Origin of the sequence: Micromonospora sp. WMMC415 (genome assembly GCF_009707425.1) — a bacterium.
Lineage (GTDB): Bacteria > Actinomycetota > Actinomycetes > Mycobacteriales > Micromonosporaceae > Micromonospora.
Window position 1 is genome coordinate 1,364,274 of sequence record NZ_CP046104.1, and the last position, 15,720, is coordinate 1,379,993.

Annotated in this window: 16 protein-coding genes; 9 read left to right on the plus strand and 7 right to left on the minus strand. The window is 73.8% G+C overall.

What is annotated here, in order from left to right:
• Window positions 1–35 precede the first annotated feature (35 nt).
• Entirely contained in the window at window positions 36–1,832 is a 1,797-nt protein-coding gene (locus tag GKC29_RS06715; protein ID WP_155329993.1) for an NAD-binding protein, read from the plus strand.
• Between the two features lie 3 nt (window positions 1,833–1,835).
• On the opposite strand, the gene GKC29_RS06720 is transcribed toward GKC29_RS06715, so the two are convergent.
• Window positions 1,836–3,059, minus strand: a complete 1,224-nt coding sequence (locus GKC29_RS06720) for an APC family permease (protein ID WP_155329994.1) — start codon at window positions 3,057–3,059, stop codon at window positions 1,836–1,838.
• A gap of 11 nt (window positions 3,060–3,070) precedes the next feature.
• Window positions 3,071–3,838, minus strand: a complete 768-nt coding sequence (locus GKC29_RS06725; protein WP_155329995.1) for a phosphatase PAP2 family protein — start codon at window positions 3,836–3,838, stop codon at window positions 3,071–3,073.
• Between the two features lie 113 nt (window positions 3,839–3,951).
• Between GKC29_RS06725 and GKC29_RS06730 the strand changes: the two genes are divergently transcribed.
• Window positions 3,952–5,163, plus strand: a complete 1,212-nt coding sequence (locus tag GKC29_RS06730; RefSeq protein WP_155329996.1) for a DUF4032 domain-containing protein — start codon at window positions 3,952–3,954, stop codon at window positions 5,161–5,163.
• Window positions 5,164–5,176: 13 nt separating this feature from the next.
• On the opposite strand, the gene nagA is transcribed toward GKC29_RS06730, so the two are convergent.
• Genes nagA through GKC29_RS06745 form a run of 3 tightly spaced genes read right to left on the minus strand, consistent with a single transcriptional unit; the run spans window position 5,177 to window position 8,144 of the window.
• Window positions 5,177–6,286, minus strand: coding sequence for an N-acetylglucosamine-6-phosphate deacetylase (nagA, locus tag GKC29_RS06735; RefSeq protein WP_155329997.1), 1,110 nt, complete (start codon window positions 6,284–6,286; stop codon window positions 5,177–5,179).
• Window positions 6,283–7,173, minus strand: coding sequence for an ROK family protein (locus tag GKC29_RS06740; protein ID WP_230689044.1), 891 nt, complete (start codon window positions 7,171–7,173; stop codon window positions 6,283–6,285). Before GKC29_RS06740 ends, nagA begins: the two co-directional genes overlap by 4 nt.
• 41 nt (window positions 7,174–7,214) lie before the next feature.
• Complete coding sequence (locus GKC29_RS06745; RefSeq protein ID WP_155329999.1) at window positions 7,215–8,144, minus strand: SIS domain-containing protein; 930 nt, start codon at window positions 8,142–8,144, stop codon at window positions 7,215–7,217.
• A gap of 191 nt (window positions 8,145–8,335) precedes the next feature.
• On the opposite strand from GKC29_RS06745, the gene GKC29_RS06750 reads away from it, so the two are divergent.
• The 3 genes from GKC29_RS06750 (at window position 8,336) to GKC29_RS06760 (ending at window position 11,265) form a co-directional block, all read left to right on the plus strand.
• On the plus strand, window positions 8,336–9,121 hold the full coding sequence (locus GKC29_RS06750) for a DeoR/GlpR family DNA-binding transcription regulator (protein ID WP_155330000.1): 786 nt from the start codon (window positions 8,336–8,338) through the stop codon (window positions 9,119–9,121).
• Between the two features lie 120 nt (window positions 9,122–9,241).
• Entirely contained in the window at window positions 9,242–10,249 is a 1,008-nt protein-coding gene (locus GKC29_RS06755) for an ATP-binding cassette domain-containing protein (RefSeq protein WP_155330001.1), read from the plus strand.
• On the plus strand, window positions 10,246–11,265 hold the full coding sequence (locus GKC29_RS06760) for an ABC transporter permease subunit (protein WP_155330002.1): 1,020 nt from the start codon (window positions 10,246–10,248) through the stop codon (window positions 11,263–11,265). The genes GKC29_RS06755 and GKC29_RS06760 overlap by 4 nt, the downstream gene beginning before the upstream one ends.
• A gap of 155 nt (window positions 11,266–11,420) precedes the next feature.
• Here the strand turns inward: GKC29_RS06760 and GKC29_RS06765 are convergent, their stop codons facing one another.
• Entirely contained in the window at window positions 11,421–12,317 is an 897-nt protein-coding gene (locus tag GKC29_RS06765) for an IS982 family transposase (RefSeq protein WP_155330003.1), read from the minus strand.
• A gap of 136 nt (window positions 12,318–12,453) precedes the next feature.
• On the opposite strand from GKC29_RS06765, the gene GKC29_RS06770 reads away from it, so the two are divergent.
• Window positions 12,454–12,888, plus strand: a complete 435-nt coding sequence (locus GKC29_RS06770) for a DUF3263 domain-containing protein (protein WP_155330004.1) — start codon at window positions 12,454–12,456, stop codon at window positions 12,886–12,888.
• A gap of 32 nt (window positions 12,889–12,920) precedes the next feature.
• On the opposite strand, the gene GKC29_RS06775 is transcribed toward GKC29_RS06770, so the two are convergent.
• On the minus strand, window positions 12,921–13,136 hold the full coding sequence (locus GKC29_RS06775; protein ID WP_155330005.1) for a hypothetical protein: 216 nt from the start codon (window positions 13,134–13,136) through the stop codon (window positions 12,921–12,923).
• 227 nt (window positions 13,137–13,363) lie between these two features.
• On the opposite strand from GKC29_RS06775, the gene GKC29_RS06780 reads away from it, so the two are divergent.
• The 3 genes from GKC29_RS06780 (at window position 13,364) to GKC29_RS06790 (ending at window position 15,719) form a co-directional block, all read left to right on the plus strand.
• On the plus strand, window positions 13,364–14,428 hold the full coding sequence (locus GKC29_RS06780; RefSeq protein ID WP_230688944.1) for a hypothetical protein: 1,065 nt from the start codon (window positions 13,364–13,366) through the stop codon (window positions 14,426–14,428).
• 103 nt (window positions 14,429–14,531) lie between these two features.
• On the plus strand, window positions 14,532–15,041 hold the full coding sequence (locus tag GKC29_RS06785) for a GNAT family N-acetyltransferase (RefSeq protein WP_155330006.1): 510 nt from the start codon (window positions 14,532–14,534) through the stop codon (window positions 15,039–15,041).
• A 261-nt stretch (window positions 15,042–15,302) separates the two neighbouring features.
• Window positions 15,303–15,719, plus strand: coding sequence for a hypothetical protein (locus GKC29_RS06790; RefSeq protein WP_155330007.1), 417 nt, complete (start codon window positions 15,303–15,305; stop codon window positions 15,717–15,719).
• Window position 15,720 lies beyond the last annotated feature (1 nt).

The following is a 15,720-nucleotide window of genomic DNA, read 5'->3' on the forward strand; positions in this document are numbered from 1 at the left end:
CGCGGGGCTGCGCACGCTGCTGTCGGCTGACTACGATGCGGCACATGGCGGAGCCCCTGCTCGATCGTGCGCGGCGGGCCGGCCGTCGGTTCCGGGGCAACGGCGACCCCCGCGCGCACTACGTCATCTGCGGGCACGACGCCCTGGCGTACTGGGTGGTGAAGGCCCTGCTCGCCACCGAGCTGCAGACCGCCCGGATCCGGGTCACCCTGGTCGTCCCCGAGCGGCGGCGCACCGACAGCCCCGACGGGCGGGACATCGAGGGCGTCGAGGTCATCCGGGCCGACCGGCTGGACGAGGTGACGTTCCGCCGGGCCGGCCTGGTCGGGGCCGACGGGCTGGCGCTGCTGCACCAGGACGACGTCGGCAACATGCACGCCGCCCTGTGCGCGCAGGAGGTGGAGCCCCGGCTACGGCTGGTGGTGCGCATGTTCAACACGGGCCTGGCCAACGGCGTACGGCAGATCTTCCCCGACTCGGCGGTGCTCTCCGACGCGTCGATGGCCGCCCCGGCCTTCGTGGCCGCCGCCCTCGGCGAGGTCGCGCCCACCCACTTCCGGCACGGCGGGCGCACCCTCTACGTGGCCCGCCGCGACGACGTACGCCCCCAGGACGTCGTGTGCGGGGTGGCCGACACGAACGACCCGCAGGAGGTTCGGGTACTCCCCGCCGACGAGCGCACGGCCGACGTGGTGCTCGCCGAGGCGACCGGCGCCCCACCGGGCACCGAGGTGGCGGCGCGCCGGCTGCGGCGGGCGCGGCGCCGGCGCCGGCCGATCGCCATGCTGCTGCGGGCGGTCCGCAGCTTCGCCACCCGCAAGATCGGCATCGCGGTGCTGGTGCTGCTGGCGGTGATCGTCGTACTCGGCGGCCTCTACGCGGGCACCGCCCACGTCGGCTTGGGGCAGGCGCTCTACCTGACCCTGGTCACCACCCTCAGCGGGCAGGACCCCGACGCGGGCAAGCCGGTCGGCGAACAGGTCCTCCAGGTGGTGCTCAACCTCGCCGGGCTGGCGCTGATCCCGCTGATCACGGCGGTGGTGGTCGACGGCATCGTCAACGCCCGGCTGGCGCTGCACTCCGGGCGGATCCTGCCCGAGCGCTCCGGCCACGTCGTCGTGGTCGGCCTGGGCAACATCGGCATGCGGGTGATGGCCCAGCTCAACGACTTCGGGGTCGAGGTGGTCGCCATCGACAAGAACCCCGACGCCCGCGGCGCCGGCCTGGCCCGGCGGCTCGGTGTGCCGCTGGTGGTGGGGGACGCCGCGACGGAGGAGACGCTGCGCGCCGCCTCGGTCGGCACCTGCCAGGCCCTGGTCGTGGTCTCCACCGACGACGGAGCCAACCTCCGGGCCGCGCTGAACGCCCGCGCCCTCAACGACGAGGTGCAGGTCGTGCTGCGCCTGTTCGACGGGCACTTCGCCGAGCGCATCCAGCGGGCCTTCGGCATCGGCGTCTCCCGCAGCGTGTCCTACCTCGCGGCGCCCTCGTTCGTCGCCGCGCTGCTCGACCGCGCCGTGATCGCCACGATCTCCGTGGGCCGGCACGCCCTCCTGGTCACCGACGTCTCGGTGGCCGCCGGGTCGGCCCTGGACGGGCGTCCCCTCGGCGCGGTGGGGCGGGTGGAGAGCGTACGGCTGCTCGCGCACGCCCGCGCCGGCCAGCGGTACGACTGGTCGCCCGACCGGCGTCTGGTGATCGTCGCCGGTGACCGGCTGACCGTGGTGGCCCGGCGGGCCGGGCTGAACGCTCTGCTCCGCGCAGCCGGTCCACCGGAGCCCCCGCCGCCGGCCCCGGCCGGCACCCCGACCCCGCGGGAGGCGGAGGAGTGAGGGTCAGCGGCGGACGGCGTACCAGAGGGCGCCGAGGGCGAGGACGCCGAAGCCGGCGAGCACGCTCGACAGCGGCAGGTTGACCGCGAGCAGCAGGCACCCGGCCAGCCCCGCCACGGCCAGCGCCCGCACCGGCAGCTTCCGTTCCGGCTCCCGGCCCAGCGTCAGCGCCGCCGCGTTGGTGATCGCGTAGTAGACCAGCACGGTGACGCTGGAGAAGCCGATCGCGTCGCGGACGTCACCGAGGACGACGATCACGACGACGACGGCGGCGACGGCCAGTTCGGCCCGGTGCGGCACCCGGTGGACCGGGTGGACCGCGTCCAACGCGCCGGGCAGGTCACGGCGGCGGGCCATCGCGAGGGTGGTGCGGCCGACCCCGGCGAGCAGGGAGAGCAGCACCCCGGTGACCGCGACGGTCGCCCCGGCGCGGACCACCCAGGCGAGGCCGGGCAGCCCGGCGGCGGTCACCACGTCCGCCAGGGGCGCGGCGGAGCCCGCCAGCCGGTCCGGCCCGAGGACGCCGAGGGCGATCACGGCCAGCACCAGGTAGCCGACCAGCACCAGACCGAGCGCCAGCGGCACCGCCCGGGGGATCGTCCGCTCCGGATCGCGGACCTCCTCGCCGAGGGTGGCGACGCGCGCGTACCCGGCGAAGGCGAAGAACAGCAGGCCCGCCGCGGTGAGCACACCCCGGGCGGAGCCGCCGGGGTCGGCGATCCGGTCGAGGGACACGCCGGTCGCGCCGGCCACCGCGACGAGGGTCAGCACCGCCAGCACGACCACCACGAGGATCCGGGTGGCCGTCGCGGTCTTCGCGACGCCGCGCAGGTTCACGGCGGTCACGGCCACGACGGCGGCGACGGCGACGAGCCGGGCCTGGCCCGGCCAGAGGTACGCCCCGACGGTCAGCGCCATCGCCGCGCAGCTCGCCGTCTTGCCGACCACGAACCCCCAGCCGGCCAGGAAGCCGGCGAACGGGCCGAGGCGTTCCCGGCCGTACACGTAGGTGCCGCCGGACTCGGGGTACCGGGCGGCGAGCCGCGCCGAGCTGGTCGCGTTGCAGAACGCGACGAAGCCGGCGAGCGCCAGCGCCACCAGCAGGCCGACACCGCCGGCCGCCGCGGCGGCGGGGGCGAACACCACGAAGACACCCGCGCCGAGCATCGAGCCGAGGCCGATGACCACCGCGTCGCGTACGCCGAGCCGGCGTGCCAGTCGCTCCACGAGCGGCGACCCTACGGGTACGAGGTGAACGGCCGGTTCCAGCGGTCGACCGCTCCGGGCAGGGGAACGTCGTCCCAGGGCACCCGGTGCAGCAGCCGGTCCAGGAGCAGGCCGAGCAGGAGCCCGGCCACCGAGTCGGTCAGCCAGTGCCAGCCCAGGTACGTCGTCGTGCAGAGCACCACGAGGGGCGGGACGAACCGGACCACGGTCACCAGTCGGGTCGGCATGGCCCGGCCGTAGCTGCGCAGCAGCGGTGCGAGCAGCAGGGCGATCACCGAGTACCAGACGATCGCGTTGGCGACGTGCCCGGACGGGTACGACTGGGCGAAGCGCAGCGGCAGGTCGTCCTGGAAGAGAGGCAGCGTCCGCTCCGGCGGCAGGAACGGCTCCTGCGTGCTGGCGCTGGGCGCGGGCCGGGCCGTCCACACCTTGAGCGGCCCGATGGTCAGGTAGGTGGCGGCGAACCCGGCCACCGGCGGCAGCAGCGGGCGGACCGACCGCAGGCGGACGGCCAGCAGGGCGCCCAGCCCGGCGGCGATCAGCGTCAGCGGGGTGCCCTGCCCGAGGTAGTTGAGGATCCGCGCGACCCAGTAGGCGACCGTCGGGCGGTGCGCGTCGGACCAGTCGGCGACCGCCCGGTCCAGGCCGAAGAGGTGGCCCGCGGCGAGCGCGGCGGTCAGCGTCACGAGGCCGGCGAGCAGCACCGCGTCGAACCACCACCCGGCCGGGCGGACCGGCCGGAGCCGCGGCTCGCGCCGTACCGTCGTGGTCTCCCGCACGCCGTCACGCTACCGGCCCCGGGCGGCGGCCGACCCGCGCGGTCCCGGGGGCGGCTGTGCGCCCGGCCACGTGGGGAAGCGCTCCGGCGGGGGTACGCGTCAGACTTGACGCCGTGCGGATCACCTCGGCCCTCGTCGACCCGGCGCTGCTCGACCTTCCGTGGTCGACGCCGCTGGCGGAGTGGCCTGCGCAACACCTGGTGGCGCTGCCGCAGGGCATCTCCCGGCACGTCGTCCGCTTCGTCCGGCTCGGCGGGTACGTGTACGCGGTCAAGGAGACCGGCGAGCGGGTCGCCGAGCGGGAGTACGACCTGCTGCGGGCCCTGGAGCGGATCGACTTCCCGTCGGTGGAGGCGGTGGCGATCGTCGCCGACCGGCAGACCGACGACGGGGCACCCCTCGACCCGGTGCTGATCACCCGGCACCTCCAGTTCTCCCTGCCGTACCGGGCGCTGTTCTCGCACACGCTGCGTCCGGAGACGATGCAGCGCCTGCTGGACGCGCTGGCCGCCCTGCTGGTGCGAATGCACCTGACCGGTTTCTTCTGGGGCGACTGTTCGCTGTCCAACACGCTGTTCCGCCGGGACGCGGGTGCCTTCGCCGCGTACCTGGTGGACGCGGAGACCGGGGCCCTGCGCAGCTCGCTCTCGAAGGGGCAGCGCGGGGAGGACCTGGAGATCGCCCGGGTGAACATCTTCGGCGAGGCACTGGACCTCCAGGCCGCCGGGCTGCTGCACGAGTCGATCGACCCCGAGGTGGTCTGCGAGGAGGTCGTGCAGCGCTACGAGCGCCTCTGGCACGAGATCACCTACGAGCAGCAGGTCGAGCGTGAGGCCCGGCACGACATCGAGGGCCGCATCCGCCGGCTCAACGAGATGGGCTTCGACGTCGCCGAGATCACGGTGTCGACCATCGACGGCGGGCGCTACCTGGTGCGGCCGAAGGTGGTCGACGCCGGCTACCACACCCGGCGGCTGCTCCGCCTGACCGGGCTGGACGCCGAGGAGAACCAGGCCCGCCGGCTGCTCAACGACCTGGACGCGTACCGGGCGGAGAGCGACCTGACCGACGAGCAGCAGGCGGCGCACCGCTGGCTGACCGAGGTCTTCGAGCCGGTGGTCCGGGCGGTGCCCGCGCACCTGCGCCGGAAGCTGGAGCCGCAGGAGATCTTCGCCCAGATCATCGAGCACAAGTGGCTGCTCTCCGAGCAGGCCGGCCGGGACGTGGGGATGGCCCCGGCGGTGCAGTCGTACCTGTCTGACGTCCTGGTGCACCGCCCCGACGAGCAGGCCGTCCTCGGCCTGGAGATCCCCGCCCCCCGCTGACGCCGGGGCGGGCTCAGTCCAGCCAGGCGCCGGCGCGCATCACCCGGACCACGTTCAGGTCGTCGTCGAGCACCACCAGGTCGGCGCGCAGCCCCGTCTGGAGCGCCCCCAGCCGGTCGCCGAGACCGATCGCCCGGGCGGGGGTGGTGGCCACCATCCGGGCCGCGTCCGCGATCTGGATGCCGGCGGCGACCGCGTGCCGCAGGGCGGCGTCCATGGTCAGGGTGCTGCCGGCGATCGCGCCGTCCCGCGCCAGCCGGGCCACCCCGTCGGCGACCGTGACCGACTGGCCGCCCAGCTCGTACTCGCCGTCGGGCATGCCGGCGGCGGCCATCGCGTCGGTGATCAGCGCGGCCCGCTCGGGACCGGCCGTGGCGGTCGCGAACGCCAGCATGCCGTCGTGCAGGTGCACCCCGTCCGCGACCAGCTCGCACACGACGTTCGAGGCGTCCAGCAGCGCCACCACCGGCCCGGGCTCGCGGTGGTGCACCGGACGCATCCCGTTGAACAGGTGGGTGGCGACGCTCGCGCCGGCCGCGACGGCGGCGCGGGTCTGGTCGTACGTGGCGTCGGTGTGCCCGACGGCGGCGACCACGCCGTGCGCGGTGAGCAGCTTGACCGCCTCCAGCGCGCCGTCCCGTTCGGGGGCGAGCGTGACCATCCGGACCGCGCCGCCGCCCAGCTCGATCAGCTCGCCGAGCTCCTCCGTCGACGGGTCGCGCAGGTACTCCGGGTTCTGCGCGCCGCAGCGGGCCGCCGACAAGTAGGGGCCCTCGAAGTGGACTCCCGCGAGCACCCCCGCGGCGACCAGCGGCCGGTACGCGGTGGTGGCGGAGCGCATCAGCTCGAAGGGTGAACTCACCAGGCTGGCGAGCAGCGTGGTGGTGCCGTGCCGCAGGTGGAACGCGGCGGCCTCGCGTGCCTCGTCGGCCTCGCCGGTGGTGAAGGTGTGCCCGCCCCCGCCGTGGGTGTGCATGTCCACGAAGCCGGGCAGGATCCAGTGCCCGTCGCGCACCGACGGGTACTCGGCGACGGCCGTGATCCGCTCGCCGTTGATCTCCACGCAGCCCTGCCGGACGACCCCGTTCGGGGTCACCACCTTGCCGGTCACCCGTACGGTCATCGCTTCTCCAGAGTGTCGAGGGCGAGCAGGGCGGCGCCGAGACAGCCGGCCTCGTCACCGAGGGCCGCCGCGACCAGCCGTGGCTCGCGGTGGAACGTCATCCGGTCGTGCAGCGCGGCCCGCAGCGGCTCGAGCAGTTGCGCGCCGGCCTGCGCGAGGCCACCGCCCAGCACGATCGTCTCGACGTCGAAGAGTGCCTGACCGGTGGCGAGGCCGTCGGCGAGCGCCTCGACCGCCTCTGACCAGGCCTGCCGGGCCGGCGGGTCACCGGCGGCGGCCAGCGCCGCGACCTCCGCCGCGGTCACGGTCGGAGCGGTGGCCACCGGGTCGGTCAGCTCCGCGTACCGGCGGGCCACCGCCGACGCCGACGAGACCGCCTCCAGGCAGCCGGCCCGGCCGCAGCCGCAGAGCGGGCCGCGGGGGCGTACCAGGATGTGGCCGATCTCCCCGGCGGCGCCGTGCGCGCCGGTGGCGGCCGACCCGTCGACGACGTGGGCGGCGGCGATGCCGGTGCCGATCGCGACGAAGAGGTTGTGCCGGGCGCCCCGGCCGGCACCGAGCCGGGCCTCGGCGAGGCCGCCGGCGCGGACGTCGTGGCCGAGCGCCGCCGGCAGTCCGAGCCGGGCCTCGGCCAGCTCCCGCAGGGGTACGTCCCGGAAGCCGACGTTCGCCGACCACACGGCGACACCCCGCCCCTCGTCGACGACGCCCGGGACGGCGACGCCGAGCGCGATCGGGGTGAGCCCGTCCAGGCGGGCCTTGCCGGCGAGGGCGTCGGCGACGTCGAGGATCGTCTCGACGACCGCGGCCGGCCCCCGCGCGGCGTCCGTCGGGTGCCGCTCGCTGTGTTCGACCGTGCCGTCCGGGCGGACCAGGGCGCACTTCATCCCGGTGCCGCCGACGTCGAGCGCGACGACGACCTGGTCGGTCACGCGAGAACCACGGAGCGGCTGAGGTGCCGGGGGGCGTCCGGGTCGAGACCCCGGGTGGCGGCGACGGTGACCGCGAAGCGCTGCGCCAGGATCAGGTCGGCCATCGGGTCCAGCGGCGTCCGGCCGGCGGCCCAGTTGCCGATCACGCTGCGGCAGCCGTGGGTGCGGCTGTGCACGAACGCGGCTCCGGTGGCCGCCACGTCCTCCGCGAGCCCGTCCGGCAGGTCGCCGAACGCCCAGACCAGCCGGCCCGGGGCGGCGATCGAGATCGGGCCGTGCCGGTAGTCCATGGCCGGGTACGCCTCGGCCCAGAAGGTGGCCGCCTCGCGGCACTTCAGCGCGGCCTCGTGGGCCAGGCCGACGGTCCACCCCCGCCCCAGGAAGGTGACCTGCTCGATCCGGGCCGGGTCGATCGGCAGCGGTGCGCGGACGGCGACCTCGGCGTCGGCGGAGAGCGCGCCGATGTTGTCGCCGAGGTGGGCCCGGAGCAGGGCCAGCGCGGTCGTGGCGAACCGTGTCTGCACCACGGAGCGCTCGTCGGCGAAGGGCAGCGGCACCGTGGCGTCGGCCACCTCGACGGCGGGCGAGGTGGGGTCGCCGACCAGGACGGTGGTGGGCAGCACCCCGCGCAGCCCGGCGAGCAGGTCGGTGACCTCGGTGGTGGTGCCGGAGCGGGTGATCGCGACGACACGGTCGTACCGCCGGGCGACGGGGAACTCGCTGGCCTGGAAGGCGTCGGTCTCGCCCTGGCCGGCGTGCTCGCGGCGGGCCGCGTACGCCATCGCCATGAACCACGACGTGCCGCAGCCAACGACGGCGACCCGCTCGCCGGGGCGCGGCAGGTGCTCGGTGACGGTGGCGGCCAGTCGCGCCGCCTCCCGCCAGCAGTCGGGCTGGCTCGCGATCTCCGCGTCGACGTACGACATGAGAACTCTCCAGGGAGCGGTGCGCAATACGGCTCGTTAGGGCCGTCTTTCGCGCGTTATTCTGCGCGAACCCGGGTGGCCGTGGCAACCGTGCGCGGGATCGAGCAGAGGGAACTTTTGCCTCCGCGTAGTTTCGCGCACTAGTGTGCACGCAATCAATCACCGACCGCGCAGTAACTGGAGGGCCTGGGGTGGACCGGTACGCCAGATGGAACGCCCTGCTCGAAATGCTGACCGACAGCGGCCGGGTCAGCGTCGAGGAGGCCGCCGAGCGGCTGGACGTCTCCCAGGCCACCATCCGGCGCGACTTCGACCAGCTCGCCCAGCAGCAGATGATCACGCGTACGCGGGGCGGCGCGGTCGCCAACGGGGTCTCGTACGACCTCCCGCTGCGCTACAAGACCGCCAAGCACTCGGCGGAGAAGCAGCGGATCGGCGCGGCCGCCGCGGCCCTGGTGTCGCCGGGCACCGTGGTCGGCCTCAACGGCGGGACCACCAGCACCGAGGTGGCCCGTGCCCTGGCCGTCCGGCCGGACCTGAACACCAGCGCGGAGGGCGCCCAGCTCACCGTCGTGACCAACGCCCTGAACATCGCCAACGAGCTGCTGGTCCGCTCGCGGATGAAGGTGGTGGTGGCCGGCGGCGTGGTGCGGCCGAAGTCCTTCGAGCTGGTCGGCCCGCTGGGCGGGGCGCTGCTGCGCGAGGTCACGCTGGACGTCGCCCTGCTCGGCGTCGACGCGATCGACCCGCAGCTCGGCGCCGCCGCCCACCACGAGGGCGAGGCGGCGATGAACAACCTGATGGTGGCGCGGGCCAAGCGGGTCGTCATCATCGCGGACTCGTCCAAGCTGGGCGGTCACGCCTTCGCCCGGATCTGCGCGGTCGACCGGGTGGAGACGCTCGTCACCGACTCCGGGGCGTCCCCCGAGGTGGTCGACGCCTTCCGGGCCGCCGGGGTGCACGTCATCTGCGCCTGACCCGGTCGTTGAATCACTGTCGGTAGCGATCCGGTGCACCGATGCATACCGGGTATTGCGCCGATGTGTATACCGAGTATGGTGTCGCTCGTCGCCCACACCCAACGGGGGAGGTGCAGCTTGCCAGCTGTCCTGGAAATCGAAGGTCTACGGAAGACCTACAAGAGTCGCCGGCGCGGTACCCGCAACGCGCTGGACGGCTTCGACATGCGGGTCGAGGCGGGCCAGGTGCACGGCTTCCTCGGGCCGAACGGATCGGGGAAGACGACCACCCTTCGTACCCTGCTCGGCCTGATCCGGCCCGACGGCGGCCGGATGGCGATCCTCGGCCAGGAGGTGCCCGCGGCCCTGCCGGCGGTCGCCGGCCACGTCGGCGCGATCGTGGAGAGCCCCCAGTTCTTCCCGCACTTCACCGCCCGCGACACGCTGTCCCTGCTCGCCAGCGCCGGTGACGTGCCGGCCCACCGCATCGACGAGGTGCTGGAGCTGGTGGGGCTGCGCGACCGGGCCGGCGAGCGGGTGAAGACCTACTCGCTCGGCATGAAGCAGCGGCTCGCGGTCGCCTCCGCCCTGCTGAAGAACCCGAAGCTGCTGATCCTCGACGAGCCGGCCAACGGCCTCGACCCGGGCGGCATCCGCGAGATGCGTACGCTCATGCGCAACCTGGCCGAGTCCGGCATGACCGTCGTGCTCTCCAGCCACATCCTCGGCGAGATCCAGCTGATCTGCGACTCGGTCACGATCATCTCGCTCGGCCGCCGGGTCGCCTTCGGCCCCGTCGACGAGGTGCTCGCCCGCCACTCGTCCGGCGCCGTCCGCGTCCGCGTCGAGGCCGTCACCGACCTGCCGGCCGCCGCCGAGACGCTGACCCGGGCGGGAATCCGGGTCACCGCCACCGAGCCGGACCACCTGATGCTCACCGGGCTGGACAAGCCCGCCACGGTGACCCGGCTCCTCGCCGAGCAGGGCCTCTACGTCAGCGAACTGACCCAGGTCGCCGCCGACCTGGAGAGCGTCTTCCTCGACCTGACCGCCACCGCGCCGGTCCCCGGCCAGCACCGGCAGGTCGACCAGTCCACGAAGGTCGGTGCGGCGGACCAGCCCACCACGGGAGGGTGGGGCGCGTGAGTCTCTACCGTACGGAGCTGCGCCGGCTGCTGAAGCGGCGCTTCACCCGCTGGATGACCGTGCTCGGCCTGCTGGTGCTCGCCGCCGTGGTCGTCGGGGTGTTCCTCACCAACGAGAAGATCGACGCCACGGCGCGGGCCAATGCCGAGGCCACCGCCGAAGCGCAGTACCAGGAGCGGACGCGCTGGGCGGAGCAGGAGCGGGCCGCCTGCGAGGCGGCGAAGTCGAGTGGGACGGCGACCAACGACGGCCGGTTCCCGGACGACTGCTCGGTGATCACCGCGCCGCCGCGCGAGTCGATCGAGGCGGAGTGGTTCCTCCCGTCCACCTTCGACTTCCGGGAGAACTTCGGCTTCACCCTGCTGCCGCTCGCGGCGATCCTGGCACTGGTCGGGTTCGTGGTCGGCGCGTCCTTCGTCGGGGCCGAGTGGAGCACCGGCGGCATGATGAACCTGCTGCTGTGGCGGCCGAAGCGGCTCACCGTACTCCTGACCAAGCTGGCGGCGCTGCTCACCGGCCTGCTCGCGTTGGCCGTGACCACCACGGCGCTCTGGTTCGGCAGCTTCTGGATCGTCGCGACGCTACGCGGCACCACCGAGAAGATGACCTCTGGCGTGTGGCAGTCGTTCGCCCTGACCGGGCTGCGCGGCGTGGTGCTCGCGTTGGTCGGCGCCACGGTCGGCTTCGCCGTGGCCTCGCTCGGCCGGCACACGGCGATGGCCCTGGGCGGGGCGATCGGGGTGATCGTCGTCGGGCAGTTCGGCGTCGCCATCCTGCTCGCGCTGGCCGGGATCCGCTTCGCCGAGGCGTGGTTGCTGCCCACCTACGTGGCGGCGTGGATGCAGAAGAAGGTCACCCTGAAGAACTGGGAGGCCTGCCAGGCCACCTACTTCGGGGAGTGCAAGCCGGAGACGCTCGACATCACGTGGCAGCACTCGTCCCTGCTGCTCGGTGTCTCCCTCGTGCTGATCCTCGGCGCTGCGCTCTGGACGATGCGCCGGCGGGACATCTCCTGACGGCCGGCCGTGGAAGGCCCCACACCGGGGCCTTCCACGGCCGGCGTCGACGTTCCCGCGGCGTTCGGCCACGACCCGCGACGACCGGCCCGGACGTCGCGGGTCGACCCGTGCGGCCGGTAGGGAGTCCCACTAGACGAGTGATTCCGAATGGATCAGTGGTCGTACGCGGTCAGGGAGCGTTTGACGTCGGCGTTTATGCGCCAGTTGTGCCAGATCGCGGCGGTCATGGCCAGGAGCCGTTGGGCGACGCGGGCGTACACCCCGGCCGGTGTACGACCGCCGTGTCCTTCCAGGTTGAGCTGGCCTTTCAGGGTCTGGTTGACCGACTCGATCCACTGCCGGACCCCGGCGAGGTTGCCGAAACGGCGCCGTTCGTCCTTGCGGTCCGGCCTGGCCAGTAGCACCTCGACCTGCTCGGCGCAGTAGCGTTCGATCGCCCTGCCAGCCAGGCCCTTGTCGGCCAGCACGACCATGCCCGGTGCCAGAGCGCCCAGTTCGCGTGCGTAGTCGAGCAGGTCCTCGGCGATCTCGCGTTCGCCGATCTTCGGGTCGGCCAGGCACCACGCCAGCGGGAGCCCTTCGGCGGTGGTCAACAGGTACAGCTTCAGGCCCCAGTACCAGCGCGAGTGCGACGCGCAGTAGCCGTAGCCGGCGATCTCGGCCAGCGCGGAGCGCTGCACGGTGGACCGAGAGGTGCCGCACGGCACCGGGGTGGCGTCCAGCAGCCGCAGCTGGTCGCCGATGGTGGGGCACAGCCCGGCCAGGTACATCGTGGTTCGGCAGATCAGCGGCGCGGCGGCCTTGACCCGCTTGTGGTAGCCGGGCTGTTTGGGCAGGTAGGGAAACAGATGCCCGAGACGGCCGTAGCAGATCCGCAGCCAGTGGTGCTCGGAGCGGGCGCCCAGCAGCACCTGAGCCACGGCCAGGCAGACCAGTTCGGCCTCGGAAAGTCGCTTCGGCCGGCCCGGGCCTTTGCAGCCGGGCGGGATGACGTGGTCGTCGATAAGCACGTACAGTGCGGTCAAGAGGGTGTCGAGGTCTGTCTTCACAAACGACCATCGATGCCCTCTCTACTTGCGCTGGTCAACCTGCCACGCCGCTCAACCCAGAGTTGGGAATCACTCGTCTAGGCTTGGGGCTCCCCGGGTCGGCGTCGCCGCGCCGACCGCCCTCGCGAGGAGTGCCATGCCGCCGGACGCCGTCCCGACCGCCGCCGAGCCGTCCGGAGACGGCCCGACCGGCGGGCGGGCGGCCGGCGACACCCGCGCGCGGGCCGCCGTACCGCCGCCCCGGCCCGCGCCGGACGTGGAGGCGGTCCCGTCCGACCCCGAGCCGGTCCCGCCGGATGCCGGCGGCGACGGCGACGCGGTTCCGGCCACCGGGACGGCGGACGGTCTGACCGAACGCGAGCGGGGCATCCTCGACTTCGAGCAGCAGTGGTGGCGCCACGCGGGGGCCAAGGAACAGGCCATCCGCGACCGGTTCGGCCTCTCCGCGACCCGCTACTACCAGCTGTTGAACGCGCTGCTCGACAAGCCGGCCGCGCTGGCCGCCGACCCGGTGCTGATCGGCCGGCTGCGCCGGCTGCGCTCCTCCCGTGCCCGCAACCGCCGCCGCTGAGCCTCGGCGCCCTGCCGGGCCCGGTGTGGTCGTCAGCCCTTCTCGTACGTGCGTAGGCCGTTGCCGATGGCGAAGAACGTCGGTGCCCACTCGCCGATGAAAATTCCCCAGCGGTCGGCCCGGGCCACACCCGCCTTCTCCAGGTGCTTGGAGAGGAACCAGCTCGTGAACGACAGGCCGATGCTCGCGAAGCCGGCCAGGTACGCGTGCTCCGCCCGAAGGCCGGCCTCGTGCAGTTGCTGCAACATCTGCGATCCCCCCACGTCGCGGACGGGCGGCTGGCGCCGCCGCCGGCCCTCGAGGCCGACCGATGCCGACGTTACCGTCCGTCCTGCCGGCGGAGCGCCGGGTTGACGGAAGGCGGTCCGGGCCCGCCCGGCGGCGGCATGCCGGCCCTCGGTGCGGGTAGGCGAGGTCGTCGTACCGGCACGGGCCGGGCCGGGACGGGCCGGGGTGGCCGAGGAGGGAGCGGGGCATGGGTGGGACGGACCCAGGCAGGCGACGGTCGGGTCCGGCGGGCCGGCCGACCGCGCCGGCACCAGCGACGGCGACCGGGCCGCAGCCGCACGAGTGGGTGGTGAACGCCCCGTACACGGTCCGGGACCTCGGCACCGGCGAGAGCCGGGTCCGCGACCCGGCCGACCCCCGGGTGGGGAGCCGGGCCCCGGAGGCGGTCGACGACCCGCGCCGGTCCGCCGTCCCCCGGACGATGCGGGTGCGGTCGGCGTCGGCACCGTCCCCCGACCGGCCGGTCAACGAGGACGTCGTGTTCCGGTTCGGGCCGCTCGTCGGCGTCCTCGACGGCGCCACCGTCCCGGAGGGCTTCGACACCGGCTGCGTGCACGGCCCCTCCTGGTACGTCCGGCACCTCGCGGCCCGGATCGGGCTGGCCGAGGCGGCCCGCCCGGCGGCGACGCTGATGAGCAACCTCGCCGCGGCGATCCTGGCGGTGCGGGCCGACCACGGCGACCAGTGCGACCTCGATCATCCGGGGACCCCTTCGAGCACGGTGTGCCTGCTGCGGGACGGCGGCGACCAGGTCGACTGGCTGGTGCTCTGCGACAGCCCGCTGGTGCTGGACGTCGGCGGCCAGGTGCGCGTGGTGACCGACGACCGCCTGCACACCGCGCTGGCGGACCTGCGGGCCACCGCGGCGGGACTCCCGGACGACGCCGACCGGACCACCCGGTTCCGGCACGCCGTCGGGGTACAGCGGGAACGGATGAACCGGACGCACGGCTACTGGGTGGCGGCGTCGGACCCGGACGCCGCGTACCACGCGCTGGCCGGAACTCTGCCGCTCGGCGGGCCGGACGGGCTGCGCCGCGCGGCGCTGCTCAGCGACGGGGCTTCCGCGGCGGTGGAGCACTTCGGCCTGTTCGACTGGACCGGTCTGCTGGACCTGGTCACCGCCGAGGGGCCGGCGGCGCTGATCGACCGGGTACGGGCGGCCGAGCGGGACCTGCCGGACCGCCTCCGCCGGCACAAGGCCGCCGACGACGCCTCAGCCGTGCTCTGCGAGTTCGGCGACGGAGCGTGAGGAGGAACACGATGGGGGCCGACCGGCCGATACCTGCGACCGGACCGCCAGTCGGGCTCCAACGGGGTGGACTCGGGCCGGTAAGCCCGGCAGACTGCGGCACGTGGCGAGTGCGGTGCGATTGGAGCCGGTGAGCGAACGCAACCTGGAGTCGTTGCTCTCCGTAGCGGCTGCGGAGGCGGAGCCGGCCGACGTCATGCCGCCGGTCGAGGCGCCGGCGGGCTGGTCGCACGCGCGCCGGGAGGCGTTCCGCGAGTTCCACCGGGCGAGCTTCGGCGGGCTGGACGGCCCCACCCGCACCCAGATGTACGCGATCCTGGCGGGCGGCGAGGTCGTCGGGATGATCCGTATGACGGGCTGTGACGAGCCGGGCACGGTCGAGACCGGCCTGTGGCTCGGGCGCTCGGCGCGCGGCCAGGGCATCGGGCCGGCCGCGTTGCGGGAACTGCTCAACGAGGCGGCCGCCGCCGGTATGCGGCAGGTCGTCGCCACCACCACCCGGGACAATTCCGGGGCGTTGTCCGTGCTTTCCAAATGCGGCGCGAAATTGCGCTCCGACGGTGCTCGAATGCGCGCCGAAATCTGCCTCGACTCGACACCTCCGGCTCTCTGAGAATTCTCCTCCCGATCGCGTATTCCCTGCTCATCGCGGTGCGGAAGTCCTTTTTGTGAGGATTTCGCCCGCGATTCTGATTGCTTGGGAAGGCGTCGCTCGGTCCGCCCGCAAATAGGTTTTGCGAATCTGCCTCGGGGTACTGCCCGCCGGGTCCGCTCAACGGGCACCTGATCGCGGGCCCCACGTGCTTCTCCCCGGTGGCTCCTCTCGGTCCGCCGTCGATCAGGTGTCTCCGCTCCGGGGAGCGAAGGAGAACTGATGAACAGCGGAGCACGAATCGGTCTGGCGGTGGGCGTCGGCTACCTGCTCGGGCGCCGCCGCAAGATGCGGAAGGCCCTCGTCCTGGCGGCCGCGGTCGCCGCCGGGCGGGCCAGCCACAACTCCGGCGGGCTGCTGAAGGTCGGCCAGAACCTGCTGCAGTCGTCACCTCAGCTGGCCAACCTCGGCAAGCTCGGTGGGCCGCTCGCCACCGCCGGCAAGGCGGCGGCGACCGCCGCCGCGGGCAGTGGCATCGACGCGCTCAGCGGCAAGCTGCGCGGCTCGGCCGACGCGCTGCGCCGCAAGGGCGGGGCCGCCGAGTCGAGCGCGGACCAGCCGTCGGACGAGGAGCAGTCGGGCGGTACCGGCCGGTCGGCTGACGACACCGGCGCCGACGACGGCGAGCGGGGGCGGTGAG

Bases quoted from the DNA above. Each gene is read 5' to 3' on its own strand.
- GKC29_RS06715 (WP_155329993.1), top strand. From the start codon at position 36: ATGCGGCACATGGCGGAGCCCCTGCTCGATCGTGCGCGGCGGGCCGGC.
- nagA (WP_155329997.1), bottom strand. From the start codon at position 6,286: ATGACCGTACGGGTGACCGGCAAGGTGGTGACCCCGAACGGGGTCGTC.
- GKC29_RS06740 (WP_230689044.1), bottom strand. From the start codon at position 7,173: ATGAAGTGCGCCCTGGTCCGCCCGGACGGCACGGTCGAACACAGCGAG.
- GKC29_RS06745 (WP_155329999.1), bottom strand. From the start codon at position 8,144: ATGTCGTACGTCGACGCGGAGATCGCGAGCCAGCCCGACTGCTGGCGG.
- GKC29_RS06770 (WP_155330004.1), top strand. From the start codon at position 12,454: ATGCCGCCGGACGCCGTCCCGACCGCCGCCGAGCCGTCCGGAGACGGC.
- GKC29_RS06775 (WP_155330005.1), bottom strand. From the start codon at position 13,136: ATGTTGCAGCAACTGCACGAGGCCGGCCTTCGGGCGGAGCACGCGTAC.
- GKC29_RS06780 (WP_230688944.1), top strand. From the start codon at position 13,364: ATGGGTGGGACGGACCCAGGCAGGCGACGGTCGGGTCCGGCGGGCCGG.
- GKC29_RS06790 (WP_155330007.1), top strand. From the start codon at position 15,303: ATGAACAGCGGAGCACGAATCGGTCTGGCGGTGGGCGTCGGCTACCTG.